Source organism: Mesorhizobium sp. B2-1-3A, from assembly GCF_006442655.1.
Classification (GTDB): Bacteria; Pseudomonadota; Alphaproteobacteria; order Rhizobiales; family Rhizobiaceae; genus Mesorhizobium.
This window is the reverse complement of sequence record NZ_VFWK01000002.1, coordinates 521,950-547,055: the sequence shown is the minus strand read 5'-3', so window position 1 is coordinate 547,055 and position 25,106 is coordinate 521,950. Positions and strand designations below refer to the sequence as shown.

The 25,106-nt window shown below is 63.9% G+C and carries 32 protein-coding genes; 7 read left to right on the top strand and 25 right to left on the bottom strand.

Annotation, left to right across the window (positions count from 1 at the left end; all coding sequences use genetic code 11):
- Position 1: 1 nt before the first annotated feature.
- From FJ977_RS09210 to gcvA, 7 genes are all read right to left on the bottom strand, one after another.
- A complete protein-coding gene (locus tag FJ977_RS09210; RefSeq protein ID WP_140770639.1) occupies positions 2–1,480 on the bottom strand; it encodes a mannitol dehydrogenase family protein in 1,479 nt (492 codons plus the stop codon).
- A 153-nt stretch (positions 1,481–1,633) separates the two neighbouring features.
- A complete protein-coding gene (locus FJ977_RS09205; RefSeq protein ID WP_140770637.1) occupies positions 1,634–2,404 on the bottom strand; it encodes an L-iditol 2-dehydrogenase in 771 nt (256 codons plus the stop codon).
- Entirely contained in the window at positions 2,401–3,405 is a 1,005-nt protein-coding gene (locus FJ977_RS09200) for an ABC transporter ATP-binding protein (RefSeq protein ID WP_140770635.1), read from the bottom strand. The genes FJ977_RS09205 and FJ977_RS09200 overlap by 4 nt, the downstream gene beginning before the upstream one ends.
- Positions 3,406–3,455: 50 nt before the next feature.
- The gene (locus tag FJ977_RS09195) at positions 3,456–4,280 is read right to left on the bottom strand and encodes a carbohydrate ABC transporter permease (protein ID WP_140770633.1); all 825 of its coding nucleotides are present in this window, start codon (positions 4,278–4,280) and stop codon (positions 3,456–3,458) included.
- 11 nt (positions 4,281–4,291) lie between these two features.
- Complete coding sequence (locus FJ977_RS09190; RefSeq protein ID WP_140770631.1) at positions 4,292–5,164, bottom strand: sugar ABC transporter permease; 873 nt, start codon at positions 5,162–5,164, stop codon at positions 4,292–4,294.
- 122 nt (positions 5,165–5,286) lie between these two features.
- A complete protein-coding gene (locus FJ977_RS09185) occupies positions 5,287–6,597 on the bottom strand; it encodes a sugar ABC transporter substrate-binding protein (protein WP_140770629.1) in 1,311 nt (436 codons plus the stop codon).
- A gap of 222 nt (positions 6,598–6,819) precedes the next feature.
- On the bottom strand, positions 6,820–7,725 hold the full coding sequence (gcvA, locus tag FJ977_RS09180; protein ID WP_140770627.1) for a transcriptional regulator GcvA: 906 nt from the start codon (positions 7,723–7,725) through the stop codon (positions 6,820–6,822).
- Between the two features lie 110 nt (positions 7,726–7,835).
- On the opposite strand from gcvA, the gene FJ977_RS09175 reads away from it, so the two are divergent.
- Positions 7,836–8,021 (top strand): hypothetical protein, encoded by a 186-nt coding sequence (locus tag FJ977_RS09175; protein WP_140771372.1) that lies wholly within the window; start codon positions 7,836–7,838, stop codon positions 8,019–8,021.
- A 68-nt stretch (positions 8,022–8,089) separates the two neighbouring features.
- Here the strand turns inward: FJ977_RS09175 and FJ977_RS09170 are convergent, their stop codons facing one another.
- Positions 8,090–9,049 carry a sugar-binding transcriptional regulator gene (locus FJ977_RS09170; RefSeq protein ID WP_140770625.1) on the bottom strand — a complete coding sequence of 320 codons (960 nt, stop codon included), beginning with the start codon at positions 9,047–9,049 and terminating at the stop codon, positions 8,090–8,092.
- Positions 9,050–9,294: 245 nt separating this feature from the next.
- Between FJ977_RS09170 and FJ977_RS09165 the strand changes: the two genes are divergently transcribed.
- On the top strand, positions 9,295–9,927 hold the full coding sequence (locus FJ977_RS09165) for an HAD family phosphatase (protein WP_140770623.1): 633 nt from the start codon (positions 9,295–9,297) through the stop codon (positions 9,925–9,927).
- Here FJ977_RS09165 and FJ977_RS09160 read toward each other — a convergent pair.
- The 9 genes from FJ977_RS09160 to ureC form a co-directional block, all read right to left on the bottom strand.
- Complete coding sequence (locus FJ977_RS09160) at positions 9,924–10,691, bottom strand: class II aldolase and adducin N-terminal domain-containing protein (protein ID WP_140770621.1); 768 nt, start codon at positions 10,689–10,691, stop codon at positions 9,924–9,926. The two genes, FJ977_RS09165 and FJ977_RS09160, sit on opposite strands and share 4 nt — an antisense overlap.
- An 87-nt stretch (positions 10,692–10,778) precedes the next feature.
- Positions 10,779–11,420 (bottom strand): urease accessory protein UreG, encoded by a 642-nt coding sequence (gene ureG, locus FJ977_RS09155; RefSeq protein ID WP_140770619.1) that lies wholly within the window; start codon positions 11,418–11,420, stop codon positions 10,779–10,781.
- Positions 11,417–11,857: a DUF3995 domain-containing protein gene (locus FJ977_RS09150; protein ID WP_140770617.1), complete on the bottom strand. Its 441-nt coding sequence runs from the start codon at positions 11,855–11,857 to the stop codon at positions 11,417–11,419. Before FJ977_RS09150 ends, ureG begins: the two co-directional genes overlap by 4 nt.
- On the bottom strand, positions 11,854–12,525 hold the full coding sequence (locus tag FJ977_RS09145) for an urease accessory protein UreF (protein ID WP_181179719.1): 672 nt from the start codon (positions 12,523–12,525) through the stop codon (positions 11,854–11,856). Before FJ977_RS09145 ends, FJ977_RS09150 begins: the two co-directional genes overlap by 4 nt.
- Positions 12,518–13,114, bottom strand: a complete 597-nt coding sequence (ureE, locus tag FJ977_RS09140; protein WP_140770613.1) for an urease accessory protein UreE — start codon at positions 13,112–13,114, stop codon at positions 12,518–12,520. The genes FJ977_RS09145 and ureE overlap by 8 nt, the downstream gene beginning before the upstream one ends.
- Positions 13,111–13,716 (bottom strand): glutathione S-transferase family protein, encoded by a 606-nt coding sequence (locus FJ977_RS09135; RefSeq protein ID WP_140770612.1) that lies wholly within the window; start codon positions 13,714–13,716, stop codon positions 13,111–13,113. The genes ureE and FJ977_RS09135 overlap by 4 nt, the downstream gene beginning before the upstream one ends.
- Before the next feature lie 43 nt (positions 13,717–13,759).
- Positions 13,760–14,353, bottom strand: coding sequence for a hypothetical protein (locus tag FJ977_RS09130; protein ID WP_140770610.1), 594 nt, complete (start codon positions 14,351–14,353; stop codon positions 13,760–13,762).
- 36 nt (positions 14,354–14,389) lie between these two features.
- Positions 14,390–14,824 carry a hypothetical protein gene (locus tag FJ977_RS09125; RefSeq protein WP_140770608.1) on the bottom strand — a complete coding sequence of 145 codons (435 nt, stop codon included), beginning with the start codon at positions 14,822–14,824 and terminating at the stop codon, positions 14,390–14,392.
- A 31-nt stretch (positions 14,825–14,855) separates the two neighbouring features.
- Positions 14,856–16,571 carry an urease subunit alpha gene (ureC, locus tag FJ977_RS09120; RefSeq protein WP_181179775.1) on the bottom strand — a complete coding sequence of 572 codons (1,716 nt, stop codon included), beginning with the start codon at positions 16,569–16,571 and terminating at the stop codon, positions 14,856–14,858.
- A gap of 163 nt (positions 16,572–16,734) precedes the next feature.
- Here ureC and FJ977_RS09115 point away from each other — a divergent pair, with 163 nt between their 5' ends.
- Together FJ977_RS09115 and FJ977_RS09110 are read left to right on the top strand one after the other, a co-directional pair.
- The gene (locus FJ977_RS09115) at positions 16,735–17,124 is read left to right on the top strand and encodes a hypothetical protein (RefSeq protein ID WP_140770604.1); all 390 of its coding nucleotides are present in this window, start codon (positions 16,735–16,737) and stop codon (positions 17,122–17,124) included.
- Positions 17,125–17,238: 114 nt separating this feature from the next.
- Positions 17,239–17,733 carry a hypothetical protein gene (locus tag FJ977_RS09110; protein ID WP_140770602.1) on the top strand — a complete coding sequence of 165 codons (495 nt, stop codon included), beginning with the start codon at positions 17,239–17,241 and terminating at the stop codon, positions 17,731–17,733.
- Between the two features lie 92 nt (positions 17,734–17,825).
- On the opposite strand, the gene FJ977_RS09105 is transcribed toward FJ977_RS09110, so the two are convergent.
- Genes FJ977_RS09105 through FJ977_RS09085 form a run of 5 tightly spaced genes read right to left on the bottom strand, consistent with a single transcriptional unit; the run spans position 17,826 to position 20,188 of the window.
- On the bottom strand, positions 17,826–18,131 hold the full coding sequence (locus FJ977_RS09105; protein WP_115141435.1) for an urease subunit beta: 306 nt from the start codon (positions 18,129–18,131) through the stop codon (positions 17,826–17,828).
- Between the two features lie 6 nt (positions 18,132–18,137).
- Entirely contained in the window at positions 18,138–18,725 is a 588-nt protein-coding gene (locus tag FJ977_RS09100; protein WP_140770600.1) for a HupE/UreJ family protein, read from the bottom strand.
- Between the two features lie 34 nt (positions 18,726–18,759).
- Complete coding sequence (locus tag FJ977_RS09095) at positions 18,760–19,014, bottom strand: DUF1272 domain-containing protein (protein WP_140770598.1); 255 nt, start codon at positions 19,012–19,014, stop codon at positions 18,760–18,762.
- Positions 19,015–19,029: 15 nt separating this feature from the next.
- Positions 19,030–19,332, bottom strand: coding sequence for an urease subunit gamma (locus FJ977_RS09090; protein WP_140770596.1), 303 nt, complete (start codon positions 19,330–19,332; stop codon positions 19,030–19,032).
- A gap of 13 nt (positions 19,333–19,345) precedes the next feature.
- Positions 19,346–20,188: an urease accessory protein UreD gene (locus tag FJ977_RS09085; protein WP_140770594.1), complete on the bottom strand. Its 843-nt coding sequence runs from the start codon at positions 20,186–20,188 to the stop codon at positions 19,346–19,348.
- A 202-nt stretch (positions 20,189–20,390) separates the two neighbouring features.
- Between FJ977_RS09085 and FJ977_RS09080 the strand changes: the two genes are divergently transcribed.
- From FJ977_RS09080 to FJ977_RS09070, 3 genes are all read left to right on the top strand, one after another.
- On the top strand, positions 20,391–20,645 hold the full coding sequence (locus tag FJ977_RS09080) for an acyl carrier protein (protein ID WP_056568590.1): 255 nt from the start codon (positions 20,391–20,393) through the stop codon (positions 20,643–20,645).
- 4 nt (positions 20,646–20,649) lie between these two features.
- The gene (locus FJ977_RS09075) at positions 20,650–21,858 is read left to right on the top strand and encodes a beta-ketoacyl-[acyl-carrier-protein] synthase family protein (protein WP_140770592.1); all 1,209 of its coding nucleotides are present in this window, start codon (positions 20,650–20,652) and stop codon (positions 21,856–21,858) included.
- 201 nt (positions 21,859–22,059) lie between these two features.
- Positions 22,060–22,764 carry a glutathione S-transferase N-terminal domain-containing protein gene (locus FJ977_RS09070; RefSeq protein WP_140770590.1) on the top strand — a complete coding sequence of 235 codons (705 nt, stop codon included), beginning with the start codon at positions 22,060–22,062 and terminating at the stop codon, positions 22,762–22,764.
- A gap of 49 nt (positions 22,765–22,813) precedes the next feature.
- Here the strand turns inward: FJ977_RS09070 and FJ977_RS09065 are convergent, their stop codons facing one another.
- The 3 genes from FJ977_RS09065 to FJ977_RS09055 all read right to left on the bottom strand — a co-directional run bounded on the left by FJ977_RS09065 (position 22,814) and on the right by FJ977_RS09055 (position 25,032).
- Complete coding sequence (locus FJ977_RS09065) at positions 22,814–23,128, bottom strand: hypothetical protein (RefSeq protein WP_140770588.1); 315 nt, start codon at positions 23,126–23,128, stop codon at positions 22,814–22,816.
- Positions 23,129–23,221: 93 nt separating this feature from the next.
- Positions 23,222–23,833: a nucleoside triphosphate hydrolase gene (locus tag FJ977_RS09060; RefSeq protein ID WP_140770586.1), complete on the bottom strand. Its 612-nt coding sequence runs from the start codon at positions 23,831–23,833 to the stop codon at positions 23,222–23,224.
- 98 nt (positions 23,834–23,931) lie between these two features.
- Positions 23,932–25,032 carry a hypothetical protein gene (locus FJ977_RS09055; RefSeq protein WP_140770584.1) on the bottom strand — a complete coding sequence of 367 codons (1,101 nt, stop codon included), beginning with the start codon at positions 25,030–25,032 and terminating at the stop codon, positions 23,932–23,934.
- Positions 25,033–25,106: the final 74 nt, after the last annotated feature.

The window sequence follows — 25,106 nt, the reverse complement described above, 5'->3', positions numbered from 1 at the left end:
TTCAGAGCTTGCCGGCGAGATAGCGCGTCAGCGTGCCGCGGGCGCCATTGGCCCACAGGACGCCGAGCGCGTGGCCGAAGGCCTCGACGAATGCCGTGGCGCGGCCGACATCGCCATAGATGTCCTCCATCGCCAGCCAGGCGGCGGGCGCATCCTTTGCCGCCCTTGCCGTCGCCTGCAGCCGGTCCCAGCTCGGGTCGTTGGGTTCGATGACGGCGCCGCTGTCGGTCGTGCCGAAGCAGTAGCGGCACCACAGCGCCGATTCCAGCGCCAGCCCGGCAACGCCTTTGCCGGTCTTGAGTCGGTCGGCGATGGTCGGGATGATGAATTTCGGCTGGCGGTTGGAGCCGTCGAGGCAGAGCCGGCGCACCGTGTCGCCGATCTTGGGATTGGAGAAGCGCTTCTCGATGAGTTGGTAATAGTCCTCCAGCACCGTGTCCGGCACCGGCGGCACCGTCGGAATGATCTCGTCATGCTCGAGCTTGTCGAGAAAGCCGCGCACCAGCGGCTCCTGCATCGCTTCATGGACGAAGTGGATGTCCATCAGCCCGGCGGGATAGGCAATGGTGGCATGGCCGCCATTGAGGATACGGATCTTCATCAGCTCGTAGGGCGACACATCCTTGACGAACTGGACGCCGACCTTCTCCAGGGCCGGCCGGCCGGCCGTGAAGTGATCCTCCAACACCCATTGCTTGAAGGGCTCGCAGAACACCGGCCAATTGTCTTCCAGGCCGAAATCTTCGGCCAGAATCTTCCGCTCGCGGTCGGTGGTCGCCGGCGTAATTCGGTCAACCATGGCGTTCGGGAAAGCGACGTGGCCGCTTACCCAGTTGGCTAGGTCCTCGTCGATCAGCCGCGCCAGTCCAATGACGCCGTCCGAGGTGACGTGGCCGTTATGGGGAATGTTGTCGCAGGACATGACGGTGAACGGCACGATGCCGTCAGCGCGCCGCCGCACCAGTCCGGCAAGGATGATGCCGAACACGGTTTTCGGGGTCGCGCCCGGTTGGGCGTCCGCGACGATGTCCGCATGTGCCGGGTTGAACTTGCCCGACGCCGGGTCGATGAAGTAGCCGCCTTCGGTGATGGTCAGCGACACGATCTTGATCGCCGGATCGGCCAGCCGTTCAATGATGCCGGCGGCATCGCCCGGCGTCAGGAAGTCGATCATGGCGCCGGTGACGCGGGCGCTCATATGACCGTCATCCTGCTCGACCACGGTGGTCAGCCAGTCCTGCTCCTGGAGCTTGCCGCGACCGATCTTCTCGCCCTCGAACACACCGGCGCCGACCAGGGCCCAGTCATGGCCGACACCTGAATTGAACAGATCGTCGAGATAGACGGCCTGGTGCGAGCGGTGAAAATTGCCGACACCGAAATGGACGATGCCGGCCTTCAGCTTGGCACGGTCATATTTCGGACCCGCGACCTTGGCGGGAAGGTTCGCGAGATTGGCGGAAGAGAGTTTCACGGTCATCTGTTTTACCCTTTGGCCGGCTCCGGCCTCGTTACTCCGCCTCTCCCGGTCCAGCCGGGAGAGGATAAGGGCGGCATGCCTGCGAAGGCCGATGCAGCCTCTGATGTTGGCCTCTGCTCCTCGCGGAGGGACGAGAAACAGAGGCCGCCCCCCTCAACTCATCCACTGGCCGCCATCGACATTGTAGGTCTGGGCGACGATGTATTCGGCATCGGCGCTGGCGAGGAAGACCGCCATGCCGGTAAGGTCCTGGGCCGTGCCCATGCGGCCGTATGGCACCGCCTCGCCGACCAGTTTCTTCTTCTCGCCCCTGGGCCTGTTCTCGTATTTGGCGAACAGCGAATCGACATGATCCCAGTGCTCGCCATCGACCACCCCAGGCGCGATCGCGTTGACGTTGATGCGATGCTTGATCAGGTCGAGCCCCGCCGACTGGGTCAGCGAGATGACGGCGGCCTTGGTGGCGCAGTAAACGCCGACCAGTGCCTCGCCGCGCCGTCCGGCCTGGCTTGCCATGTTGATGATCCTGCCGCCCTTGCCCCGCGCGATCATCGAGCGGGCGGCCGCCTGCAGCATGAACAATGTGCCGGCGACATTGACCGAGAACAGTTTCTCGTAGCTCGCCCTGGAGATGTCGACGATCGGCGCCAGGTCGAACAAGGCGGCGTTGTTGATCAATATGTCGAGGCCGCCGGTTCGGCTCTCCACCGCCTTCACCGCGGCGTCGATCGATGCCTGATCCGTGACGTCGAGCTTGACCGCATAGGCCTTGTCGCCGATCTCGGCGGCGGTTTTCCGCGCCGCCTCGAGGTTGATGTCGGCAATCGCCACCGTGGCGCCCTCGCGCACATAGGCTTCGGCGAAGGCCCTGCCGATGCCCCGCGCCGATCCCGTGACCAGCGCCGATTTGTCCCTCAGCCTCACTTCGCCATCGCCTTGCCGTCAGGGCCGAAGCGATGCAGCTTGGCCTTGTCGGGGGTGAGATAAATCGTGTCGCCGTGATGGACAGCCAGCTCGCCGTCGGCGCGCACCGTCAGCGGACCGACGCCCTCGGTCTGGACATGCAGGAAAGTGTCTGAGCCCAGATGCTCGGCAACGCCGACGGTGGCCTTCCATTCGCCCGCCGTGGTCGAGATCTGCATATGCTCGGGCCTGATGCCGATGGTCTTGGCGCCATATTTGGCCGCCGGCGCGCCCTCGATGAGGTTCATCTTCGGTGAGCCGATGAAGCCGGCGACGAACAGATTGTTCGGGGTCTTGTAGAGCTCCATCGGTGAGCCGACCTGCTCGATGTTGCCGGCGTTCAGCACGACGATCTTGTCGGCCATGGTCATGGCCTCGACCTGGTCGTGGGTGACATAGATCATGGTGGTCTTCAGTTGATGGTGCAGTTCGCTGATCTCCAGACGCATGGTACCGCGCAACGCGGCATCGAGGTTGGAGAGCGGCTCGTCGAACAGGAAGGCCGAAGGCTGGCGCACGATGGCGCGGCCGATGGCGACGCGCTGGCGCTGGCCGCCGGAGAGCTGGCCCGGCCGGCGTTCGAGGTAGTTGGTGAGGTTCAGGACGCGTGCCGCATCCTTCACCTTCTTGTCGATGGTGGCCTGGTCCTCGCCCGCCATCTTCAGCGGGAAGGCGATGTTCTTGGCCACCGTCATATGCGGATAGAGCGCGTAGGACTGGAACACCATGGCCAGCTTGCGCTTGGCCGGCGCCTCGCCGGTGACGTCACGGCCGTCGATGTTGATGGTGCCGCCGCTGGTGTCCTCCAGCCCGGCGATCAGCCGCAGCAGCGTTGACTTGCCGCAACCCGACGGGCCGACGAAGACGACGAACTCGCCATTCTCGATCACCAGGTCGAGGCCGGGGATGATGGACGTCGATCCGAAGGATTTGGAGACGTTCTTGAGCGTGATGTTTCCCATGGTTTCCTCCCCGAGGGGTTATTGTCCGTCGTCCGTTGCGTGCGGCGGTGTTACTTCACGGCGCCGAAGGTCAGGCCGCGCACCAGCTGCTTCTGGCTGAACCAGCCCATGATCAGGATCGGCGCGATCGCCAATGTCGAGGCGGCCGAAAGCTTGGCCCAGAACAGGCCTTGCGGGCTGGAGAAGGAACTGATGAAGGCGGTCAGCGGAGCAGCATCCGTGGTGGTCAGGCGGATCGTCCAGAACGCCTCGTTCCAGGCCAGGATGATGTTCAGGAGCATGGTCGAGGCAATGCCGGGCACGGCCATCGGGGTCAGCACATAGATGATCTCGTTCCACAGCGAGGCGCCGTCCATGCGGGCCGCTTCCAGTATTTCGCCGGGGATCTCGCGGAAGTAGGTGTAGAGCATCCACACCACGATCGGCAGGTTGATCAGCATCAGCATGACCATCAGGCCGATGCGGCTGTCGAGCAGCCCGAGGTTGCGGAAGATCAGGTAGATCGGGAACAGCACGGCGACCGCGGGCATCATCTTGGTGGACAGCATCCACATCAGGATGTCCTTGGTCCGCTTGGTTGGCGAGAAAGCCATCGACCATGCCGCCGGAATGGCGACCAGAAGGGCCAGGACCGTCGAGCCGACCGAGAGCAGCACCGAATTGAAGAAGAACTTGAAGTAACCGCTCTGCGCCTGAACCTCGGTATAGCTCTCGAACGTTCCCGACGGGATCAGGTTGAAGCCCTGGATCGCCTCCTGTTCCGACTTGAACGAGGTGATGATCGTGTAGAGGATCGGGAAGAAGATCAGCAGGGCCACGATCCAGGCGGCAACCGTCGCGATCGTCTTGTGCTGGGTGGTGACTGCACGGGCCATCTTGTCCTCCCTTACTTGTCGAGGTTCTTGCCGACCGCGCGCATGGCGAAGAAGGCGACGATGTTGGCGAGAATGACGGCGATCACACCGCCCGCGGATGCCTGGCCGATTTTGAACTCCAGCAACGCCTTCTGGTAGACGAGGAAGGGCAGGTTGGTGGAGGCGTAGCCGGGACCGCCATTGGTGGTGACGAGGATCTCGGCATAGACCGAGAGCAGGAAGATCGTCTGGATCAGGATGACCACGGTGATGGCGCGCGACATATGCGGCAGCGTCAGATAGATGAAGCGGCTGATGAAGCCGGCGCCGTCCATTTCGGCGGCTTCCTTCTGCTCGCCGTCGAGAGACTGCAGCGCGGTCAAAAGGATCAGTGTCGCGAAAGGCAGCCACTGCCAGGCGACGATGATGATGATCGCCGTCAGCGGGTGCTGCCCGAACCAGTCGATCGGTTGCATCCCGAAGAAGCGCGCTATGTCGGCGAACACGCCATATTGCGGGTGCATGATCATGTTCTTCCAGACCAGTGCGGCCACAGGCGGCATGACGAAGAACGGCGAAATGACGAGGATGCGCACGATCCCCTGTCCCCACATCGGCTGGTCGATCAAGAGCGCCAGCAGAATGCCGCCGATCACCGTGATCAACAGGACGCTGACCACCAGGATCAGGGTGTTGAGGATCGACTGCAGGAAGGCGGGGTTGGAATAGAACAGCGCGTAGTTGGAGAAGCCGACGAATCCGTCGCGGATCGGGTTGAGCGGATTGTACTGCTGGAAGGAGAACCAGAGCGTGAGTGCCAGCGGCACGACCATCCAGACGAACAGCAGCACAACGGATGGCGCCATCATGAAACGGGCAAGCGAACGGGTCTGCTGAGTAGCCATGACGGTCACCCTTCAATGGTCAGACTGAATTTTCACAGGCGTTGAAGACGGCCGCCCGAGCTGGGACTCGGGCGGCCGTTGCCGGTCGAGGAGGCAACCGGCATTCGGCACCGGGAGGAGCCTTACTTGATATACCCGCCCTCGGTCATCGCCGCGGTGGCGGCGTCCTGGGCCTGCTTCAGCGCATCGTCGACGCTCGACTGGCCGGCAAGGGCCGCCGAGAAGAGCTGACCCACAGTGGTGCCGAGGCCCTGGAACTCAGGGATGGCGACGAACTGGACGCCGACATAGGGCACCGGCTTGACGGTCGGATGCGTCGGGTCGGCGGCGTTGATGGAGTCCAGCGTCATCTTGGCGAACGGAGCCGCCTTCTGGTACTCGGCATTGGCATAGAGCGAGGAGCGCGTGCCCGGAGGAACGTTGGCCCAGCCTTCCTTCGAAGCGACCAGTTCGGCATAGTGCTTGCTGGTCGCCCAGGACACGAATTTCTCGGCGGCGTCGGCCTTCTTGGTGCCGGCTGGAATGGCCAGCGACCATGCCCACAACCAGTTGCCGCGCTTGCCCAGGCCATTGTCCGGCGCCAGCGCATAGCCGACCTTGTCGGCGACGGTCGAGTTCTTCGGATCGGAGACGAAGGACGCCGCGACGGTGGCGTCGATCCACATGCCGCACTTGCCCTGCTGGAAGAGCGCCAGGTTTTCGTTGAAGCCGTTGGAGGACGCGCCCTCGGGGCCATCGGCCTTCATCAGGTCGACATAGAACTGCAGCGTGTTCTTCCATTCGGGCTGGTCGAATTGCGGCTTCCAGTTCTCATCGAACCAGCGGGCGCCGAAGGAGTTCGACATGGCGGTCAGGAAGGCCATGTTCTCGCCCCAGCCGGCCTTGCCGCGCAGGCACACGCCGTTCACGCCATTGGCGCGGTCGGTCATCTTGTCGGCGGCCTGCTTGATGAAGTCCCAGGTCGGTGCGTCGGGCATCTTCAGCCCGGCCTTGTCCATCAGGTCCTTGCGGTACATGACGAAGGAGCTTTCGCCGTAGAAGGGCGCGGCATAGAGCTTGCCGTCGACCGAAAGACCGCCGGCGATGGCCGGAATGATGTCCTTGGCGTCATAGTCGTCGCCGAGCTTGTCGAGCGGCAGCAGCCAGCTCTGCTTGGCCCAGATCGGAACCTCGTAGGTGCCGATGGTCATCACGTCATACTGGCCGCCCTTGGTGGCGATGTCGGTGGTGACGCGTTCGCGCAGCACGTTTTCTTCAAGCGTGACCCAGTTGAGCTGGATGTCGGGGTTAGCCTTGGTGAAGTCGTCGGTCAGCTTCTGCATGCGGACCATATCGCCATTGTTGACGGTGGCGATGGTGATGGATTCGGCGTGTGCGGCGAAGGCGAGGGCGCTGGCCGACAACAAGCCCAGGGTGAGCGTGCGAAGTTTCATCAAATTCCTCCCATGAACCAAGATGAGCATTTGCCTTGGCTGTGAGCAATTACTCACTAAGTCTTAATTATGTCAAGCCGGATTCGATGCTGCAGCGCAGCACTCGACGGGCCGGATGCACCAGGGACGGATGGAAATTGAGACGACGAACCGCGCCCTGGGCCGGATGTCAGGCGACGGGACAGGAAGGTCTGGAGGCTCGGGGCGGGTGCGAAACGCCTGTCAGCAGGCGATTTCGGCAAGCAGCCAGTCGCGAAACGCGCGGATCTTCGGCACGTTGCGGCGGGCTTCGGGATAGACCAGCCAGTAGGCGTGGCCATCGTCGCCGACCAGGTCGAAGGGCTGGATCAGGCGGCCGTCGGCAAGTTCGGCCTTGAACAGCGCCCGGGTCAGGATCGCCACGCCATGGCCCGCGATGGCCGCGTTGGCCTCATAGGCCTGGGCGCCCATGCTGCTGCCGGGCCGCTTGGCAAGATCGTGGGAGTGCACGCCCGCCGTCTCGAACCATTGTGTCCACCAGATGTCGCCGGGATCAAGGATCGGCAGCCGCAGCAGGTCCGCCGGCTCCTTGATGCCGCCGATGCTTGCCGCGAGTTTCGGGCTTAGCATCGGCGTGAAATCGGCATCGAGCAGCTTGTGGGCCTCCAGTCCCGGCCATTTGCCGCCGCCCGAACGGATGGCGAGGTCGACATCCTCGCGGGCGAAATCCGTCAGCCGGCTCGACGTCTCGAGCCGCACGGCAAGGGCTGGATGGGCCATCTGGAACGAGCCCAGATGGTGCGCCAGCCAGTTCGAGGCAAAGGTCAGCACGGTGGTGACGCACAGCAACCCATCCGCGCCGCCACGTGCCGCGGCATAGGCCTGGCCAAGAATGGCGAAGGCCTCGCTGACGGCAGGCGCCAGGCGCTGGCCGGCTTCTGTCAACTCGATCTGTCGCGGCCGGCGCAGGAACAGCGGTGCGCCGACGCGCTCTTCCAGCACCTTGATCTGATAGCTGACGGCTGCCTGTGTCATGGCGAGTTCGACGGCGGCCTTGGTGAAGGAAAGATGCCGCGCCACCGCTTCGAACACCCGGATCGCCTGCAGCGGCGGGAGTTGTGAAATCTGTCGCGAGCCAAGGTCAGGCATAAAGCCTCCTTATGGGTTCTTATCGACGTTCGATTGGCAAAGGCGGCCGGCAAGACCGACATTCAACGTCAACCGGTCATTCGGGTTGAGGATAGCGAAGGTTGACGATCATGACCATGGCGCAACAAAAATGCACTCCCGCTCCAGATCATCGCTGGATTTCGTGGCTCGCGGACGGATTCGGCTGGTTCGCGGTCAGGAAGAAGGCGCATCTCGACATCAGGGACCTGTCGCCGCATCTGCAGCGCGATCTCGGGTTCCTCGATGGCAACGACCCTGTCGGGCGGCACAGATAGCCTTGTTGGCTTTATCGCAAAGCAGTCACCCCCGGCCGCACCCGGCAAGCGGCAGCGTGCCCGAGGGGTCAGATGCCGGCCAGCAGGGCGGTCGCCGTCCGCTCATCGGTGATGAGCCCATTGACCAGCCGGCGGTTCACGGCCGCCAGGATCCCCGGCAGCTTGCGCTCGCCCATGGCGAGCGCAATGATCAGCGACTTTTCGCGTGACGGCAGCGAGGCCGACGACACCCGGTCGTTGGTGATGCCCTCGATCATGCGGCCTTCCCTGTCGAACACCCAGCCGACGATCTCGGCGATGCCGCCCGCTTTCTGCAGCGCTTTCAACTCGCTTTCCGAGATGAAGCCGTCCTCGTAGAGGGGTGCCTTCGGACCGAGGTCGCCGATGCCAATGAATGTGACGTCGGCCTCGGCGGCAAGCGCCAGCGTCGGCTGGATCATCGGCTGGTTGAGCAGCATCTCGCGCTCCTGCGGCGAGGAGGCGATGACCGGCAGCGGCATCGGGAAAGAGCGCGCCTTGACCCTGTCGGCCATGGTGAAGATGACGTTGTAGAAAGCCGCCGAACCGTCCGGCGAGATGTTTCCGGTCAAGGACACCACCTTGTGCTGCGGGCATTCCATGGGCGGCAATTGCTCGATCGCCGCCTTCAGCGTACGCCCGGTGCCGATCCCCATGACGATCGGTGTCGGCGACCGCAGCCGCCGCTCGATCTCGGCGGCCGCCGCCTCGGCGATGCCGATGGTGGTGGAGGACGAATTGGGGTCGCTCGGCACCACCTCGACCAGATCGAGCGCGAAGCGGGATCTCAGCCGGGCGGCGAGGTCGAGGCAGTTGGCGATCGGATGATCGACGCGAACCTTGATCAAGCCTTCCGACACCGCCAGCGACACCAGCCGCTGCGCTGTCTGCCGCGAAATGCCGAGCGTGGCGGCGATCTGGTCCTGTGTGTTGCCGGCGACATAATAGAGCCAGCCGGCGCGCGCCGCGTCGTCCAGCCTGTTGCTGCCGCCATCCTGCCGGGTATTCACGTCCTGCCTCCGCGAACCGCTGCTCACAGGAGCGGTCCGCTCTCAGTTTCGCAGGGAACGGCTTCCTGCGCAATTGTCAATCTCAAGGGCAATTGCTTGTCCCTGCGCGGCACGGATTTTCCCGCAGGCAATGTTGCGATGCGGAAAGCAGGGTGGCGTCGGGTCCGGTCGCGGCCAGCTTCTGTGATCCCGAAGGTTTATCTCCCGGCGCAAACCCTTTAAGGGGATCGCAAAAGGAGCTCTGCATGACACCGAAGGCGGTTTTCTGGGACATGGATGGCACGCTGGTCGACAGCGAGCCGCTGCACGAGGCAGCCCTTGTGGCGGCAATGCGCAATGTCGGCCTCACGCCGCCATCCGACCTGCATGAGCGCGTCCTCGGCGTTGCCGCCTGGCCGGTCTATGAAATGATGCGCGACGAGTTCGGCCTGGGCCTGCCTTTTGATGACTGGATCGTGCGCAAATACGAGCACTACCTGCCGCTGGTCGAGGGCTTGCGGCCCCGCCCCGGCGCGATCGAGGTCTTCAATGAATTGCGGGCGCTTGGCGTTCAGCAAGCGGTGGTCTCCAATTCCGACCGGCTGATCGTCGACGCCAATCTGCGCGCCGTCGGCCTCTTCTATCCCGGCATGAAGACGATCAGCCGCAACGACGTGCGCGAGGGCAAGCCGCATGCCGAACCCTTCCTGCGCGCGGCCTATCTGGCCGATGTCGATCCCGCGCACGCGGTCGCGGTCGACGACAGCTGGCCGGGCGCCATGGCGGGTCTGGCGGCGGGCATGAAGACGATCTTCTGGCCGGAAAAGCCGATGGAAGGACCGCCCGGCGCCACCGTCATCAACAGCGCCGAGGAATTGCGGGCTCAGCTCGGGCTCTAATTCCGGTAAACCGGCTCTTCCTCGTCGAGGATCGCCTTCAACTCGGCGAGATGGCGCTCGGCCTGGCCGGGATAGTCGTCCATTTCGCTGGCCGTCTTCTCGGCGATGGCGTCGGACAGCGTGCGCAGCGGCCGGCCGGTCCACAGCGCCTTGATGTAGGTCTCGGCGGCACGCTCGAAATAGAACATGCGGTTGAAGGCGTCGGCAACCGTGTCGCCGATCACCAGCACGCCGTGATTGCCCATTACCATCACCTTGACCTTGGGGTCGGTGAGAAGCTGCGAGCAGCGCTCGCCCTCTTCCTCGAAGGCCAGCCCGCCATAATGCGCGTCGACGACATGGCGGTTGAAGAACATCGCCGAATTCTGGTCGATCGGCGGCAATGTCGAGTCGGCCAGCGAGGCCAGCACCGTGGCATGGATCGAATGGACATGCATGACGCAGCGCGCATGCGGCACATTGCGATGGATGGCGCCGTGCAGGCCCCAGGCCGTCGGATCCGGCGCGTTGGGGCCTGACAGCGTGTCCGGATCGTTGGCGTCGATCATCAACAGGTCGCTCGCCTTGATGCGCGAGAAATGCACCTGGTTGGGGTTCATAAGGAACTGCGTGCCGTTCTTGTTGACCGCCAGCGAGAAATGGTTGGCGACCGCCTCGTGCATGTTGAGCCGCGCCGTCCAGCGAAAGGCACAGGCGAGATCGACGCGCTCCTCATAGAAGGGCAGGTTGGTCAGCGTTTCCTTCTGCAGGCGGGCAATGCTCATCGAAAATCCTCCGGTTTTGGCGAGAATGCCGTGATCGACGGCTGCTCGCAACGGGTTTTGGTTGGTGCAGGGAGAAGCGGAGACCCGTCAGGCCGCTGTGCTGGCGGCGATGCCGGTCCTCAGTCCGCCATGCTCGACGATGAAATCGATGACCTCCTGCAGCCCCTTGCCGCGCGACAGGTCGGTGAAGCCGAACGGGCGCTTGCCGCGCATGCGGCCGGCGTCGCTCTCCATGACGTCGAGGTTGACGTTCACATAGGGCGCCAGATCGCTCTTGTTGATGATCAGGAAGTCCGAGCGGGTGATCGCCGGCCCGCCCTTGCGCGGGATTTCCTCGCCCTGGCAGACCGAGATGACATAGAGCGTCAGGTCCGCAAGGTCCGGCGAGAAGGTGGCGGCAAGGTTGTCGCCGCCGGATTCGATGAAGATGATGTCGAGATCGGGGAATTTCCGGTTGAGCTCGGCGATGGCCTGCAAATTGATCGACGCGTCCTCGCGAATGGCGGTATGCGGGCAGCCGCCGGTCTCGACGCCGACGATGCGGTCCTCGGGCAGGGCCTGCAGCCGGGCCAGCATCATGGCATCTTCCCTGGTGTAGATGTCATTGGTGACCACGGCGATGGAGAATTCATCGCGCAGCGCCTTGCAGAGTTTCTCGGTGAGCGTCGTCTTGCCGGAGCCGACGGGGCCGCCAATGCCGATGCGAAGAGGACCGTTGGCTTGAGTCATGTAGGGAACTCCATGATGGCAAGGATGGCGAAGCCAAGCCCGATCAGCAGGCAAAGCGGCGAATAATACCGGACATCGAGCCGGGCGAAAGGCTGCTCGGGCGCCAGTCGTCGCCACCACGGCGTGAAGCCGGCAATGCCGCGACCAAGGAACACCAGGCTGATGAGCAGCGAAGTGGCGGCGAGGCCCTCTTTCGGGAAGGGCGAGGCAAAGAAGCCGATCAGTGCCAGCGGCCAGAGCGTCGCCAGGCCGAGACAGGCGGCGACGGCGAAACTGGCGAAGGGCGTCGGCATTTCGTCGATCCCGCGAAAGCCGACGACGGCGCGGGCGCAGGAGGCCGCGTCCCTGCCCGGCCAGATGCCGCCAATGCCCCAATAGACATGCAGCGCCGTGATGAGCAGCAGGACGAAGGACAGCGTGAAGGCAAGCACGATCATGACCGGAACAGCCGCGAATACTGGGTTTCGTGCCTCATCGCCATGATATCGGAGACGAAGGCGCAGCCGCCGAGATCATCCAATGTCGAGCGCGACACGCGGCCAGCGGTCGAGAGCGCCAGCGGTTCGAAGCCGGCCAGCAGTGTGGTGGCCTCGCTCTGTCCGACGACACCGAGCCTGATCGCTGCTTGGACGAGATTGGAGAAGAAGGCCTGCAGGAAGGCGGACAGCGCATCCTCAAGCGCAATGCCATTGCCGCCGGCAACAGCACCGACGGCGATGCAGTAGGCGCATTCGGCCGGCAATCGCTCCAGCACGGGATTGGGCCAGGCGGCGGCGGCCTTGAGGAAGGCGGCACCCTGCAGCATGGTCTCGGTATGGCGTTCCCGCGAGCCGGCCAGCCCCTCGGCCAGTGCAGCCACTTCATCGAGATCGCCTGCGTTGCGGGCGCGGCGCCAGCTCTCGGAAAACAGCACGGCATCGTTCCAGCCCGAGCCCATCTCGATCAGTGTCCCCAGCCAGCCGGCAAGGCCGCTGGCGTCGACAACCAGGCCATCATGCACCGCGCGCTCGAGACCGTGGCTGTAGGCAAAGCCGCCAACCGGAAAGGCCGGCGACAGCCACGCCATCAGCCGCAGCAAGGCGATGTTCGAAGGCTGGTCAGTCATGGTCGTGGTGATGACCTGCGTGGGAATGGCTGTGCGAATGGGAATGCGCGTCGCCATGTGAACGGGAATGCGCCTCCGCATGGCTGTGGGCATGGCCGTGATCGTGATTGTGCGCGCCGCCATGGCCGGAATAGGCGCCGCGCACCGGCTTGAACGGCTCGGAAACCTCGCACACCGTGGCGCCAAGCCCTTCAAGCATCGCCTTGATGACGTGGTCGCGCAGGATGACGATGCGATCCGCCTCGATGCCCGCCGCGAGATGGCGGTTGCCGATGTGCCAGGCAAGCTCGGTCAGGTGCACGCCGTCGCGGGCGCGGATGTCATAGACCTCTTCCGGCGCGGCAAGAATCTCGATGTGGCGGCCATCCTCCAGCACCAGCCGATCGCCGTCGTTCAGGGCAACCGGCTCGGGCAGGTCGACCAGCACCTTGCTGCCGTCGGACAGTTCAATGGCCCGACGGCGCAGATGCCGCTCGTCATGAGGCAGAACGGCGCGCCCGGACGGCACGATGGCTCCCGCCTCGCCAGCGGCCAGCACCGAGACGGCGCGCGGGAATTTGGTGAAATCGGTGTTGAGGTTGAGCTTCATTTCATGGCTCCGCCACTAGCTTGTGCCCGTGCGCGGGCAGGGCGCGAAAGCACCCGGTTGAGATAGGCGTTGACGCGCTCGGACTCGATCGGGAATTTTCCAGCACGGGCCCAGCCGCCCATGTCGCCGAGCAGCACGTCGATAGCGGAAAACCGGTCGCCGAGCGCGAACGGCTTCTCGCCGAGACGACGATCCAGGGCTTTGGTTTCCGAGGCGAAATCATAGGCCGCCGCCGGGCCGACATCGACCCGAACCTCCTTCGGCAGCAGGAAGCGGTGGCGCAATTTGTTCCACAGCGGCGCCTCGAACTCGCTCTGGGCAAAATGCATCCAGGAATCCATCTCGGCACGGCCGGCGATACCTGGATTGGCACCCATGCCCTTGTCGGCGTGCTTGTCGGCTAGGTAGACGCAGATCGCCGCCGAATCCGTCACCGTCAGCTCGCCGTCGATGAGGATCGGCACCTTGCCCGAAGGGTTGAGCGCATAGGCTTCCGGCGAGCGCAGTTTGACTTCGACGAATTCATAGGGTTGCCCGAGTTCCTCGAGCATCCAGAGGACGCGGCTGACCCGGGATCCCTGTGATCCGACGGCCTTGTACATGAGAAACCTGCCTTTCCCAGGAAGCCTAGAGCATTCGCCGTTGTCATACGATCGTGTCGAAGAGCCGCAGGATGAACGATATCTGATAGATCAGCGCCGCCGCGACAAAGGCGGTGTGAAAGCGGCGGTCGCGCACCAGGATCGCGGCAATGCAGAGTGCGACGAAGATCGGCGTGCGGAACAGATATTCATTGCCGAAATGGGCGAAATGCTCCGGCCCTTTCAGCAACGTGTCGATCACGTCGAGCAGATAGGTCGCGGCCAGCAGGCCGAAGAACCAGGCGCGCCGCGAATAGAAGAAATCCTCGTAGCTTTTGTAGTCCAGCATCGAATCCGGAAACAGCAGCGCGCAGAGCAGGAACAGCGTGATCGCATAGAAGATGATGAAAAGGTATTTGCCGAAGGTCCATGCCTCGATGGCGTAGAGCCCGAACTCCCACCACCAGAAATGCACCAGCATCAACAGCACCGAGGCAACCCAGGCCAGATGCACGGGATAGAGCCTGTACTGGCCTGGATGCTGGACGATGCGAGCCACCCCCGATAGCAGGCGGGCGACACCAAGCCCGATCACCATGCCCATGACGATGCGGATATGCGGGAAAATGTCGTGAGGAGAGGCTAGTTCGGCGGCCATTCGTCTCTTCTGCGAGCTGCTTTGACAGATGCGGCTTCAATCATACCAGAGCCACAGCTTTCGGTAACCGGCCGGAATAGCGGTCTGCTCGGCGGGTAGGTGATCCACATCTCCCTCCCAGGTTTCGTCCGGCTCAAAGCCTGATGGCAGCCAGCCAATCACATGTTCTTCACTGGCGCGCGTTGTGATGACGACCTTGTCGGAGAATGGCCATTCTCCATTGTCGCACTGCACGATTGCTACCCGGACGTCGTGAACTTCGGACCTTTCACGTATCGATCGAAATGCGGCTAGAACCGTGTCGTTGTCCGGTGCCTCCGGGCTGTTGCACAGCAGTCCGGCTTCACCTTCAGCTCCATCGAAATATTCTTCCAATGTAACGAGGGGCATAGCGAGCGGAGCAACGCCGCCGTTGTATTTTTGCAGCGCGCCCATTCTCGAGATTAGGGCCAGTTTCTTTTGCTCGTCCATGATGCGTCCGATACTTCGTGGCGCACCAATCCTAAAACAGAAAATACCGTTGCGCCATCGGCAGCACCGTTGCCGGCTCGCAGGTGAGCAATTCGCCGTCGGCGCGGACCTCGTAGGTTTCGGGGTCGACCTCGACATGCGGCGTGGCGTCGTTGAGCACCATCGAATGCTTGCCGATGCCGCCACGGGTGTTTTCCACGGCGACGAACTGCTTGTCGACGCCAAGCCGTCCATGCAGCCCCGACTCAAGTGCTGCTTTCGAAACGAAGGTCACCGACGAATTGGTCCTGGCCTTGCCATAGGCGCCGAACATCGGCCGGTAGTGCATCGGCTGCGGCGTCGGGATCGAGGCGTTGGGGTCGCCCATCGGGGCGGCGGCGATCATGCCGCCGATCAGCACCATGTCCGGCTTGACGCCGAAGAAGGCCGGGTTCCACAGCACCAGGTCGGCGCGTTTGCCGACAGCGATCGAGCCGATCTCTTTTGACAGCCCATGCGCGATGGCCGGGTTGATCGTGTATTTGGCGATGTAGCGGCGGACGCGGAAATTGTCGTTGTTGCCTGTCTCCTGCGGCAGCGAACCACGCTGGCGCTTCATCTTGTCGGCGGTCTGCCAGGTCCGGATCGCGACTTCGCCGACGCGGCCCATGGCCTGACTGTCCGACGAGATGATCGAGAAGGCGCCGATGTCGTGCAGGATGTCCTCGGCCGCGATCGTCTCCTTGCGGATGCGGCTTTCGGCAAAGGCGATGTCCTCGGGGATCGACGGCGACAGATGATGGCAGACCATCAGCATGTCGAGATGCTCGGCCAGCGTGTTGACGGTGTAAGGCCTGGTCGGGTTGGTCGAGGACGGGATGACGTTGGGCAGGCCGCAGACCTTGATGATGTCGGGGGCATGGCCGCCGCCCGCGCCCTCGGTGTGGAAGGCGTGGATGGTGCGTCCCTTGATCGCCGCCACCGTGTTCTCGACGAAGCCGGATTCGTTGAGCGTGTCGGTGTGGATCATCACCTGCACGTCGTAATCGTCGGCTACCGACAGGCAGCAATCGATGGCGGCCGGCGTCGTGCCCCAGTCCTCATGCAGCTTCAGCGAGCAGGCGCCGGCGAGCACCATCTCTTCCAGCGCGGCGGGCAAGGAGGCATTGCCCTTGCCCGACAGGCCGATATTCATCGGGAAGGCGTCGAAGGACTGGATCATGCGGGCCATGTGCCACGGCCCCGGCGTGCAGGTGGTGGCCAGCGTGCCATGCGCCGGGCCGGTGCCACCGCCGAGCATGGTGGTGATGCCGCTCATCAGCGCTTCCTCGATCTGCTGCGGACAGATGAAGTGGATATGCGCGTCGAAGCCGCCCGGTGTCAGGATCTTGCCCTCGCCGGCGATGATTTCCGTGCCTGGGCCGATGATGATGGTGACGCCATCCTGCGTGTCCGGATTGCCGGCCTTGCCGATCGCGGCGATGCGGCCGTCCTTCAGGCCGATATCAGCCTTGAGGATGCCGGCGCTGGCATCGACCACCAAAGCGTTGGTGATGACGGTGTCGACCGCGCCCTGCGCCCGCGACACCTGGCTCTGGCCCATGCCGTCGCGAATGACCTTGCCGCCGCCGAATTTTACTTCTTCACCGTGAATGGTGAGGTCCTTTTCAACCTCGATGAAGAGTTCGGTGTCGGCCAGCCTGACCCTGTCGCCGACAGTCGGGCCATACATCTGGGCATAGGTGGAACGCGAGATTCTAGCCATCAGAGATTGCTCCCGAAATGCGGTGTGGTTGGGCCGGGGCGCACATTGGCGCCATCCAATGGTCACTCAATGACCCGCTGGGCGACACCTTCTGATCCCATTTGGCGGTTGAGGTGAGCGGGTCACCCCAAAACGACCGTTTGCCAAATCGATGGAAGGAAAATCCATGCGCAAAACGATAGTTCTTGCAGCCGCCGCCAGCCTGATGCTGGCCGGTGCCGCCAGTGCCCAGCAGCAGCCCGCGCAACAGCCCGCTCCAGCCACGCCTGCCCTCAAGGCGACCACTCCCGCCCCCGGCGGTCAGCAGGCCGCGCCGGCGATCCAGAGCGTCAACATCGTCGACATTACCGAACTGCCGAAGGACACCCAGACGCAGGTCAATCAGGTGATCGCCCAGCGTGGCGATGCCGGCCTGCAGAAACTGCGCAGCTCGATCGATGCCACACCCAAGGTGAAGTCCGCCCTCGAGGCAAAGGGAATGACCTCGGCGCAGGTGGTCGCGGCCAGCATGGAGCCCAATGGCGCGTTGACCTTGATCACCAAGAAGGCCAGCTGACGGCAAGGCTCGGCGGGCCGACATTCGGTCCGCCGGCCGCATCATGAGGGGAACCGTGGCAGGGTTGGTGTCGTTTCGTTTCCTGAGTACTGGAACAAACTGCGAAAGCGAACGATGACCGTCACCACTTTGCCCGATGGCCGATGGCTTTATGCCATTGCCACGACTGCGTTTCTGGCAGCGAGCCTTCCTCAGGCCGCGCTGAACGCGCAGGGGCTTGAAAGTCCGGAGACCGTCGATCGGATCGTCGGCTCGCAAGTCAGCGCGGAAGAGGCCAAGACCACCGCTGAAATCGGCAAAGTCACCTCGGCGATCGACCGCACGCGTGAAAACATCAGCACGGTACGCAAGACCTCCAAGCTCGACAAGGTCGATATCGTGTTCCTGACCGACGCGGAGCGCAGCGAAGGCGGCCCGCCGACGGTCATCGAGAACAAGGTCCGGCAGCATCGGGACGATGTCGCGGAACTGCGCAAGGAGATCGAAGCCAACGCTTTGCTCTACAACGCCATCGATTCGCGGCGCGTGCTCGCGCAGGACATTCTGGCCGTCGAGTTCGACAATCCGGGAAAGATCGTCATCTATGCGGCCGCCAAGCCTTCGGACTAGAGCAATTCCAGGAAAAGTGTGAAGCGGTGGGAAAAGCGCATGGCGCTTCCCCTTGGGAATCCGTGCACGCCGCGCATGAGACGCCACAAAACTCACAGCTTGCCCATCACCTTCTGCTGGAATCCATAGACCTCGCGTTTGCCGCCGAGCGGCACCAGCGTGACGTCGCGCTCCTGGCCTGGCTCGAAGCGCATGGCGGTACCGGCGGCAATGTCGAGGCGCATGCCGCGCGCCTGTTCGCGGTCGAATTTAAGTCCTTCATTGGTTTCGAAGAAATGATAGTGGCTGCCGACCTGGATCGGCCGGTCGCCGCTGTTGGCGACTTTCAAGGTGACGGTCGGCAGACCCTTGTTGAGCTCGATGTCGCCTTGGACGGGGATGATTTCGCCAGGGATCATTGGGCTTCACACGACGCCGAAGGCGAGGCCGACGCCGATCGCCGCGCAGGCAGCGCCCGCGACGCTGGCCAGACCGCGCAACCTCAGGCCAAGGCTAAGGCCGGCGGCGATGCCGACGGCATGGAGCATCATGGTGGCGACGGCAAAGCCGGCCATGTACTCGAGCCCGCCGGCATTTTCAGGCACTTCCGTGCCATGGGCGTGGCCGTGGAACAACGCGAACAGGCCGATAATGGCGACGCCGGCCGAGACGGGCAGATCGACCGCCAGCGCCACCAGCAGTCCGAGCGCTACGACCGAGGCCAGTATGCCCGGCTCGACGAAGGGCACCGGCACATGCGCCATGCCAAGGGCGGCACCGCCCAGCATGACGCCGACAAAGGCGGCCGGCCACGCCCAGATCGCTCTGCCGCCCTTGAGTGCCGCCCACAGGCCAACGGCGATCATAACGGTCATGTGGTCAAGGCCGGACAAGGGATGCATGAAGCCGGCCGTGAAGGACGACGTCGTGCCAACCCCGACATGGGCGTAGGCGGGCATTGCCGCCGCCAGAAACAGGATCGCCGAGAGGGACAGTCGTTTTGCAGGGATCATTTCGATTTGCCTTCCGTTTCCAGTGTCACTGTATTCACGCCGCCTTGCGAGGACCGCAGCCCTCGGCCTTGAGGACGCGTTTGGCGGAAGCCGGATATTTCTTCAGCATCGCCGTCGGTCGGATCGGCCGCGCCGAAAAATTGCCGCTGCAATTGGGGCAGACGCCGCCCAGCACGGTTTCCACGCAATCGGCACAGAAGGTGCATTCGAAGGTGCAGATCAGCGCATCCTCGGCCTCGGGCGGCAGGTCCTTGTCGCAGCACTCGCAGTTTGGGCGCAGTTCAAGCATCCCGGTTTCCTCACCTCACCTGATGGGCTCGTGCACGGTCACCAGCTTGGTGCCGTCGGGAAAGGTCGCTTCCACCTGCACGTCGTGGATCATCTCGGCGATGCCCTCCATCACCTGCGCGCGGGTGATGATATGGGCGCCGGCCTCCATCAGTTCGGCGACCGGGCGGCCGTCGCGGGCGCCTTCGACGACGAAGTCGGTGATCAGCGCGATCGCTTCCGGGTGGTTCAGCTTCACGCCGCGCTCCAGCCGCTTGCGTGCCACGATCGCTGCCATGGCGATCAGCAGCTTGTCCTTTTCCCTCGGCGTCAGGTTCATGCAGCTTTCCGAATCACAGTGACCATAATTTGGGCAGCCCCGCCCGTCCGTTGAGCAATCCGACAAGCGGAACCAGCCGCTGGCGCAGTTGGTAGCCGTCCCCAGCGTAAAGCCTCGCAAGAAGCTTGCCAGATGCCTTCACGCTCCAGACACTGGCGCCGCCCTGGTCTGCGACGATCTCGCGGACCGGGTCGAGCAAGGCCTCCGCCCGTGGCGACACCAGCAGCAGCGTTGCCAGCGCGATCGCGCCGCCGGCAGCCGCCGGACGGGCGAGCGTGGCGGCGATGTCAGGCCCGACGCGGAAATCCTCGCCATGGATGAGAAAGCCATCCTGGCGAACACGCCAGCGGTCACGAAAAATACCTTGCGCGGCGCGTTCGCCCATGGCCAGGCGACCGAAGACGGTGGCCTCCAGCAGCAGTGCCTCCGCCCCGGCGGCAAGCTCGACATCCAACGTGCGGGCGAAGGCTGCCCGGTCGAAGACGATGGTTTCCTGCGGCAGCCAGGCGATGCGGCCGTTTTCGCCGACCGTCAGCTTGACCCGTACCTCTGCATGGTCGGATGCGGCGCGATAGACCTTCTCGCAGGCCTGGGTCGTTATCGACGCCGAGGCATCCGCGCCGACATCCACATCCCAGCCGATGCGGTCGCCGCCGGTCAGTCCGCCGGCGGTGTTGATCAGCACCGCCTCCAGCGGATCGGCCGAAACGGCCGGCAGCCTTATCTTGGCGGAGCCGTCCTGATAGAGGCGCCGCAGCCGCGTGCGGCCGTCGGCGCTGGCGCAGCCCAGCTGCGCCAGGCCGGCGGCGCGCTGGGCCAAAGGGGGCGAAAACTTCGTATATTCGATCGTATCCACGCCGTCAGGTTAAGCACTGCGGCGGTTTTGTCGATATATAGCTTGTTGCTTGATGGCGTTTCCGTTTCTATAGAGGGAGCCACCTCGGTACGGTCAAGCGATGCTTGGCGGGGGTATGAGGCGACGATCGCGGCCTGATATCGAGGACAAGAAGGCGCTGTTCAGTTGGCGTCGGGAAACGACAAAGTGGGGAAGAAACCGAATGGCTGACCAACTGGCAACGGATATCATCGAGAAGATCAAGGCCCATGCCGAGCCTGGCGGCGAGGAAATCACCACCAACACCGAATTGACGGCGCTCGGCATCCATTCGCTGGAACTGACCGAAATCATCTTCGACCTTGAGGAGGAATATGGCATCGAGATCGAGATGAACACGGTCGATGCCTGGAGCAATCTGAAGAATGTTGGCGACATGGTCGAGGCCGTTCGCGCGCTGATCGCGAAAAAAGCCTAACCGAATGCTGAGACGCGTCGTCATCACCGGCCTTGGCGGGCTATGCGGGCTCGGCACCGATGTGCCGGCGATCTGGGGCGAGATGCGCGCCGGACGCTCGGCGATAGGTCCGATCGACAATCCCTTCCTGCACGACCTGAAGGTGAAGACCGGCTGCGAGATCAAGGCGCTGCCCGATCACGGCATCGAGCGCAAGCAGCTGGTGTCGATGGACCGCTTCAGCCTGCTGGCGGTGCTCGCCGCCCGCGAAGCCCTGCAACAGTCGGGACTGGCTACGCATGCCGACAACACCTATCGCATGGGAACCATTGTCGGCGTCGGCGTCTGTGGCTTCGAGACGGTTGAGGAAAACTATCGCGCCATCCTTATCGAGGGCAAGAATCGCGCCGGCATCTTCACCGTGCCCAGGGTCATGCCGGGAGCCGCCGCGGGCCAGGTCAGCATGCACCTTGGCCTGCGCGGGCCGGTCTTCGGCGTCACTTCTGCCTGTTCGTCGGCCAATCACGCGATCGCCTCGGCGGTCGACCAGATCAGGCTCGGCCGCGCCGACGTCATGGTGGCCGGCGGCACCGACGCGCCGCTGGTCTGGGGAGTGCTCAAGGGCTGGGAGGCTTTGCGCGTGCTGTCTCCCGATACCTGCCGGCCGTTCTCGGCCGATCGCCAGGGCCTGGTGCTCGGTGAGGGCGCCGGCATGGCGGTTCTGGAAAGCTACGATCACGCCATGGCGCGCGGCGCAACCATCCTTGCCGAAATCGCCGGCGCCGGTCTTTCCGCCGATGCCTCGGACATCGTTGCTCCAACCATCGAGGGACCGGAAGCGGCAATGCGCTTCTGCCTGGCCGATGCCGGGCTCAATCCCGAGGACATCGACTATCTCAACGCGCACGGCACCGGCACCAAGGCCAACGACCAGATCGAGACCAACGCGATCAAGCGCGTCTTTGGCGAGCATGCACGCTCGCTGTCGGTCTCATCGACCAAGTCGATGCATGCCCATTGCCTGGGCGCATCGGGCGGACTGGAGATGATCGCCTGCGTCATGGCTATCCGCGAGGGCGTCGTGCCGCCGACCGCGAATTACCGCGAACCCGATCCCGATTGCGATCTCGACGTGACGCCCAATGTCGCGCGCGAGCGCAAGGTGCGCGCCGCGATCAGCAACGGCTTTGCTTTCGGCGGCACCAACGCGGTGCTGGCGTTCAAGGCCATCTGATTCCGGGTGTGGTCAATGCCTGCCCAGGGGGATGAGCGCCATGGCGGTCGCACACCATGCCGCCGCGTTCGATTCGGTTGACTGCCCGTGCATGGCGAAACTGTCGCCGCCATATTGATCCCGCCTGGCTGTGCGCCTAATTCTTGGCCACCCGCCAACACCGTGCGCCTTTGGCGCAAATCCCCGCTCAGGAGTCTCTCGATGGCCGACCTGTCCGCCTTTCCGATCGCAACCCGTTGGCCGGCCAAGCATCCGGACCGGATCCAGCTTTACTCGGCGACAACGCCGAACGGGGTGAAGGTCTCGATCGCCTTGGAAGAGATCGGCCTGCCCTACGAGCCACATCTGATCAACATCGGCAAGAACGAAAGCTGGACGCCGGAATTCCTGTCGCTCAATCCCAATGGCAAGATTCCGGCGATCATCGATCCCGACGGCCCGGACGGCAAGCCGATCGGTCTGTTCGAATCCGGCGCCATCCTGCTCTATCTCGCCGAAAAGACCGGCCTGCTCATACCGGCGGACGCGGCGCGGCGCTACGAGACGATCCAGTGGGTCTTCTTCCAGATGGCCTCTGTCGGGCCGATGTTCGGCCAGGTCGGATTCTTCCACAAATTCGCCGGCCGCGAGATCGCCGATAAGCGCCCGCTGGAGCGCTACCGCGACGAATCGCGGCGGCTGATCGGTGTGCTCGACGGCAGGCTGAAGGGCCGCAAATGGATCATGGGCAACGACTACACCATCGCCGACATTTCGCTGCTCGGCTGGGTTCGCAACCTGATCGGCTTCTATGATGCGCGCGAACTCGTCGGCTTCGACGATTTCGCCAATGTGGCGGCTTGGCTGGAGCGCGGCTTGGCCCGGCCGGCGGTGCAGAAGGGCCTGACCATTCCGGTAAGGGACTGAAACTGGCCTACGGGCGATTGCCCCTGGCTACCCGGCGATGCAGAACCTGCTACTTCGCCTTGGCCTTCGAACCGCCCTTGCCGATCACGGAGGCGGCTAGCGAGACGGCACCGCGCGCGGTAGCGACCACCGCGCCGGCGGCTACGCTTGCCACCGTCCGGACGGCACTTTGTTTGCCCTTCGCCGCCTTGCGCGGGCTTGGCGTCTTGGCGGCAGGCACGACCTTCCTCGGCGCGGCCTTGCCGAAAGCGGGTTTGGCGTCTTTCGAGCGCTCGGCGATAGCCGCGCCTGCACCGGCTGTCGCTGGGCTGGCCTTTGCCGTCCTGGTCTTGGCGGCTGCGGGTTTTCTTGCCTTGGTTGCCATCGGAAAATCCCTTACGCCCGACAAATGGGTTCCCGGACATAACGGCGCGAAACCCTTAAGGTTCCCGTCCAGAAATACCGAAAATTAAGCGTGTTAACCAATGACCAGATCGGCGGCCCGGCGCCGGCCCAACACGCGTTCGATGTTGGGCATGTCGTTTGAGGCGATCCAGGCGCGGGCATCCTCATCGGAGCGGCCATGGCCGTGCCAGCGCTCCACCAGGCGCCGCTCGAGTTCATTGCGCGGCACCTCGACGAAGATCGAGAAGTCGAACAGCGGCGCCAGCCGTGACCACGGCTCTTCGTCGAGCAGAAGATAATTGCCTTCGACCAGGATGAATTTCGTCTCGGTGCCGACGATCGCCGCCGCGGCGCGCGACAATTCCATGTCGCGGTCGAAGACGGGAATCGCGATCTCGGGTTCGCCGGCCCGGATGCGCCTCAGCAGGGCCTCGAAGCCGGCAAAGTCGAAGGTTTCCGGCGCCCCTTTTCGGGCGCGCAGGCCGCGCGCATTGAGCACGATGTCGTCATAATGGAAGCCGTCCATAGGCACGACTTCCACCGCCCCTTCCGGCAACAGGTCATGCAGGCCGGCCGACAATGTCGACTTTCCAGCCCCCGGCGGCCCGGCGATGGCGACGATGAAGCGCTTTGCCTTGCCGGCGCGCTTGAAGATGGTGGCGGCGAGATGGGCGATTTCGGACATGGGAAGCCTCACTTGCCTGGATGACCGGCACGATGTTTCCGCCGCATCTTGGCGGCAGTTCACGGAAATTTCAAACCCCGCGCTCGCGCAATCCCCGCTCAGGCAGGGACGGGCTGGCCGATGCGCAGGAAATCGCTGTCGAAGGGCACGTCCCAGCTCGATCTGCCCGCGGCAAGCCGCATGCGACCCTCGGCGGCGGTGATTTCCCCTGGCGGGGTGCCGCCGGACAGGGGCATGGCGCCGATGACATGGCGGAACGAAAAGCTTCGACCCTCGCCGAGCGCAAAGGCGGTCGCCACACCCTCGCGCTTCAGCCAGTTGCCGCCAATCGAGGCGGCGTGGCCGACCGCCGTGCGGCCGTCCTCGATGCCGAGCACGCCCAGATGACGCCCGCTCCAGGGCGCGTAGTCGCGCCCGCCATTGCTGAGCCATAGCATGGTGACCGGCAGTTCGGCCGGGTTCTTCAGCACCAGCACGAGGTCGCCCTCGGCCTGGCGCGCCAGCGCCGTCCAGCCCGGCCCGCCATGATCGGCCTCGACCAGGGTGACGAAATCCTCGCGCCGGTCATCCATGCGGTATTCTGCCAGGTCGAGCATGCCGCCGCCGGCGGCGGGAAACCGGCCGAGCTCGGCCGACCGCGCCGGATAGGCCAGCATGTAGCGGCCGCGCGCGGGATCGGGCTCCAGCGGATCGGCTAATGTCGCTGCAAAGCGCCTCGGCGAAAAGGCCAGCCGGCCGCCGCCTTTCATCACCGTCATCGGGTGATGGGCGACGGAAATCGCGCCGGAGCCGCCGGAAAACACATGTTCCTGGTAGAGGAAGGGATGGCCGTCGATGAGTGTAAAAATCTTGTCGACGCTGGCGCCCATGACCTTGTGCCGCAGCCGGAAGACCGCGCGCCAGCCATCCCGCGTGGCGTTGCTGTCCACGACATCCCAGGCGCTGTTGGCCGTCCAGCCATGTAGCGGCGCCTCTTCGACATCGCTGCGCGAAAACGGCGCGCAGAGGAAATCGCCGGACAACCGGACCGTGCCTTGCGGCAGGTCCTTCGGCAGCGTCTCGCCCGTGTCGACCCAAGGGGCGCGGTGCAGTGGCCGAAGCTGCCTTCCGGAGCTATCGACGACCATGTCGGCGATGTGGCCGACAGTGAGATCGAGCGAAACCGAAATACCTTTGGCCTTGATCGTGCTGATGTTCATTGCGCTCTCACCGAATCCGAAGCCGCGAACAGAACCCTTTCAGCGCGGGTTGCGCAAGCACCGCAATCGGCATT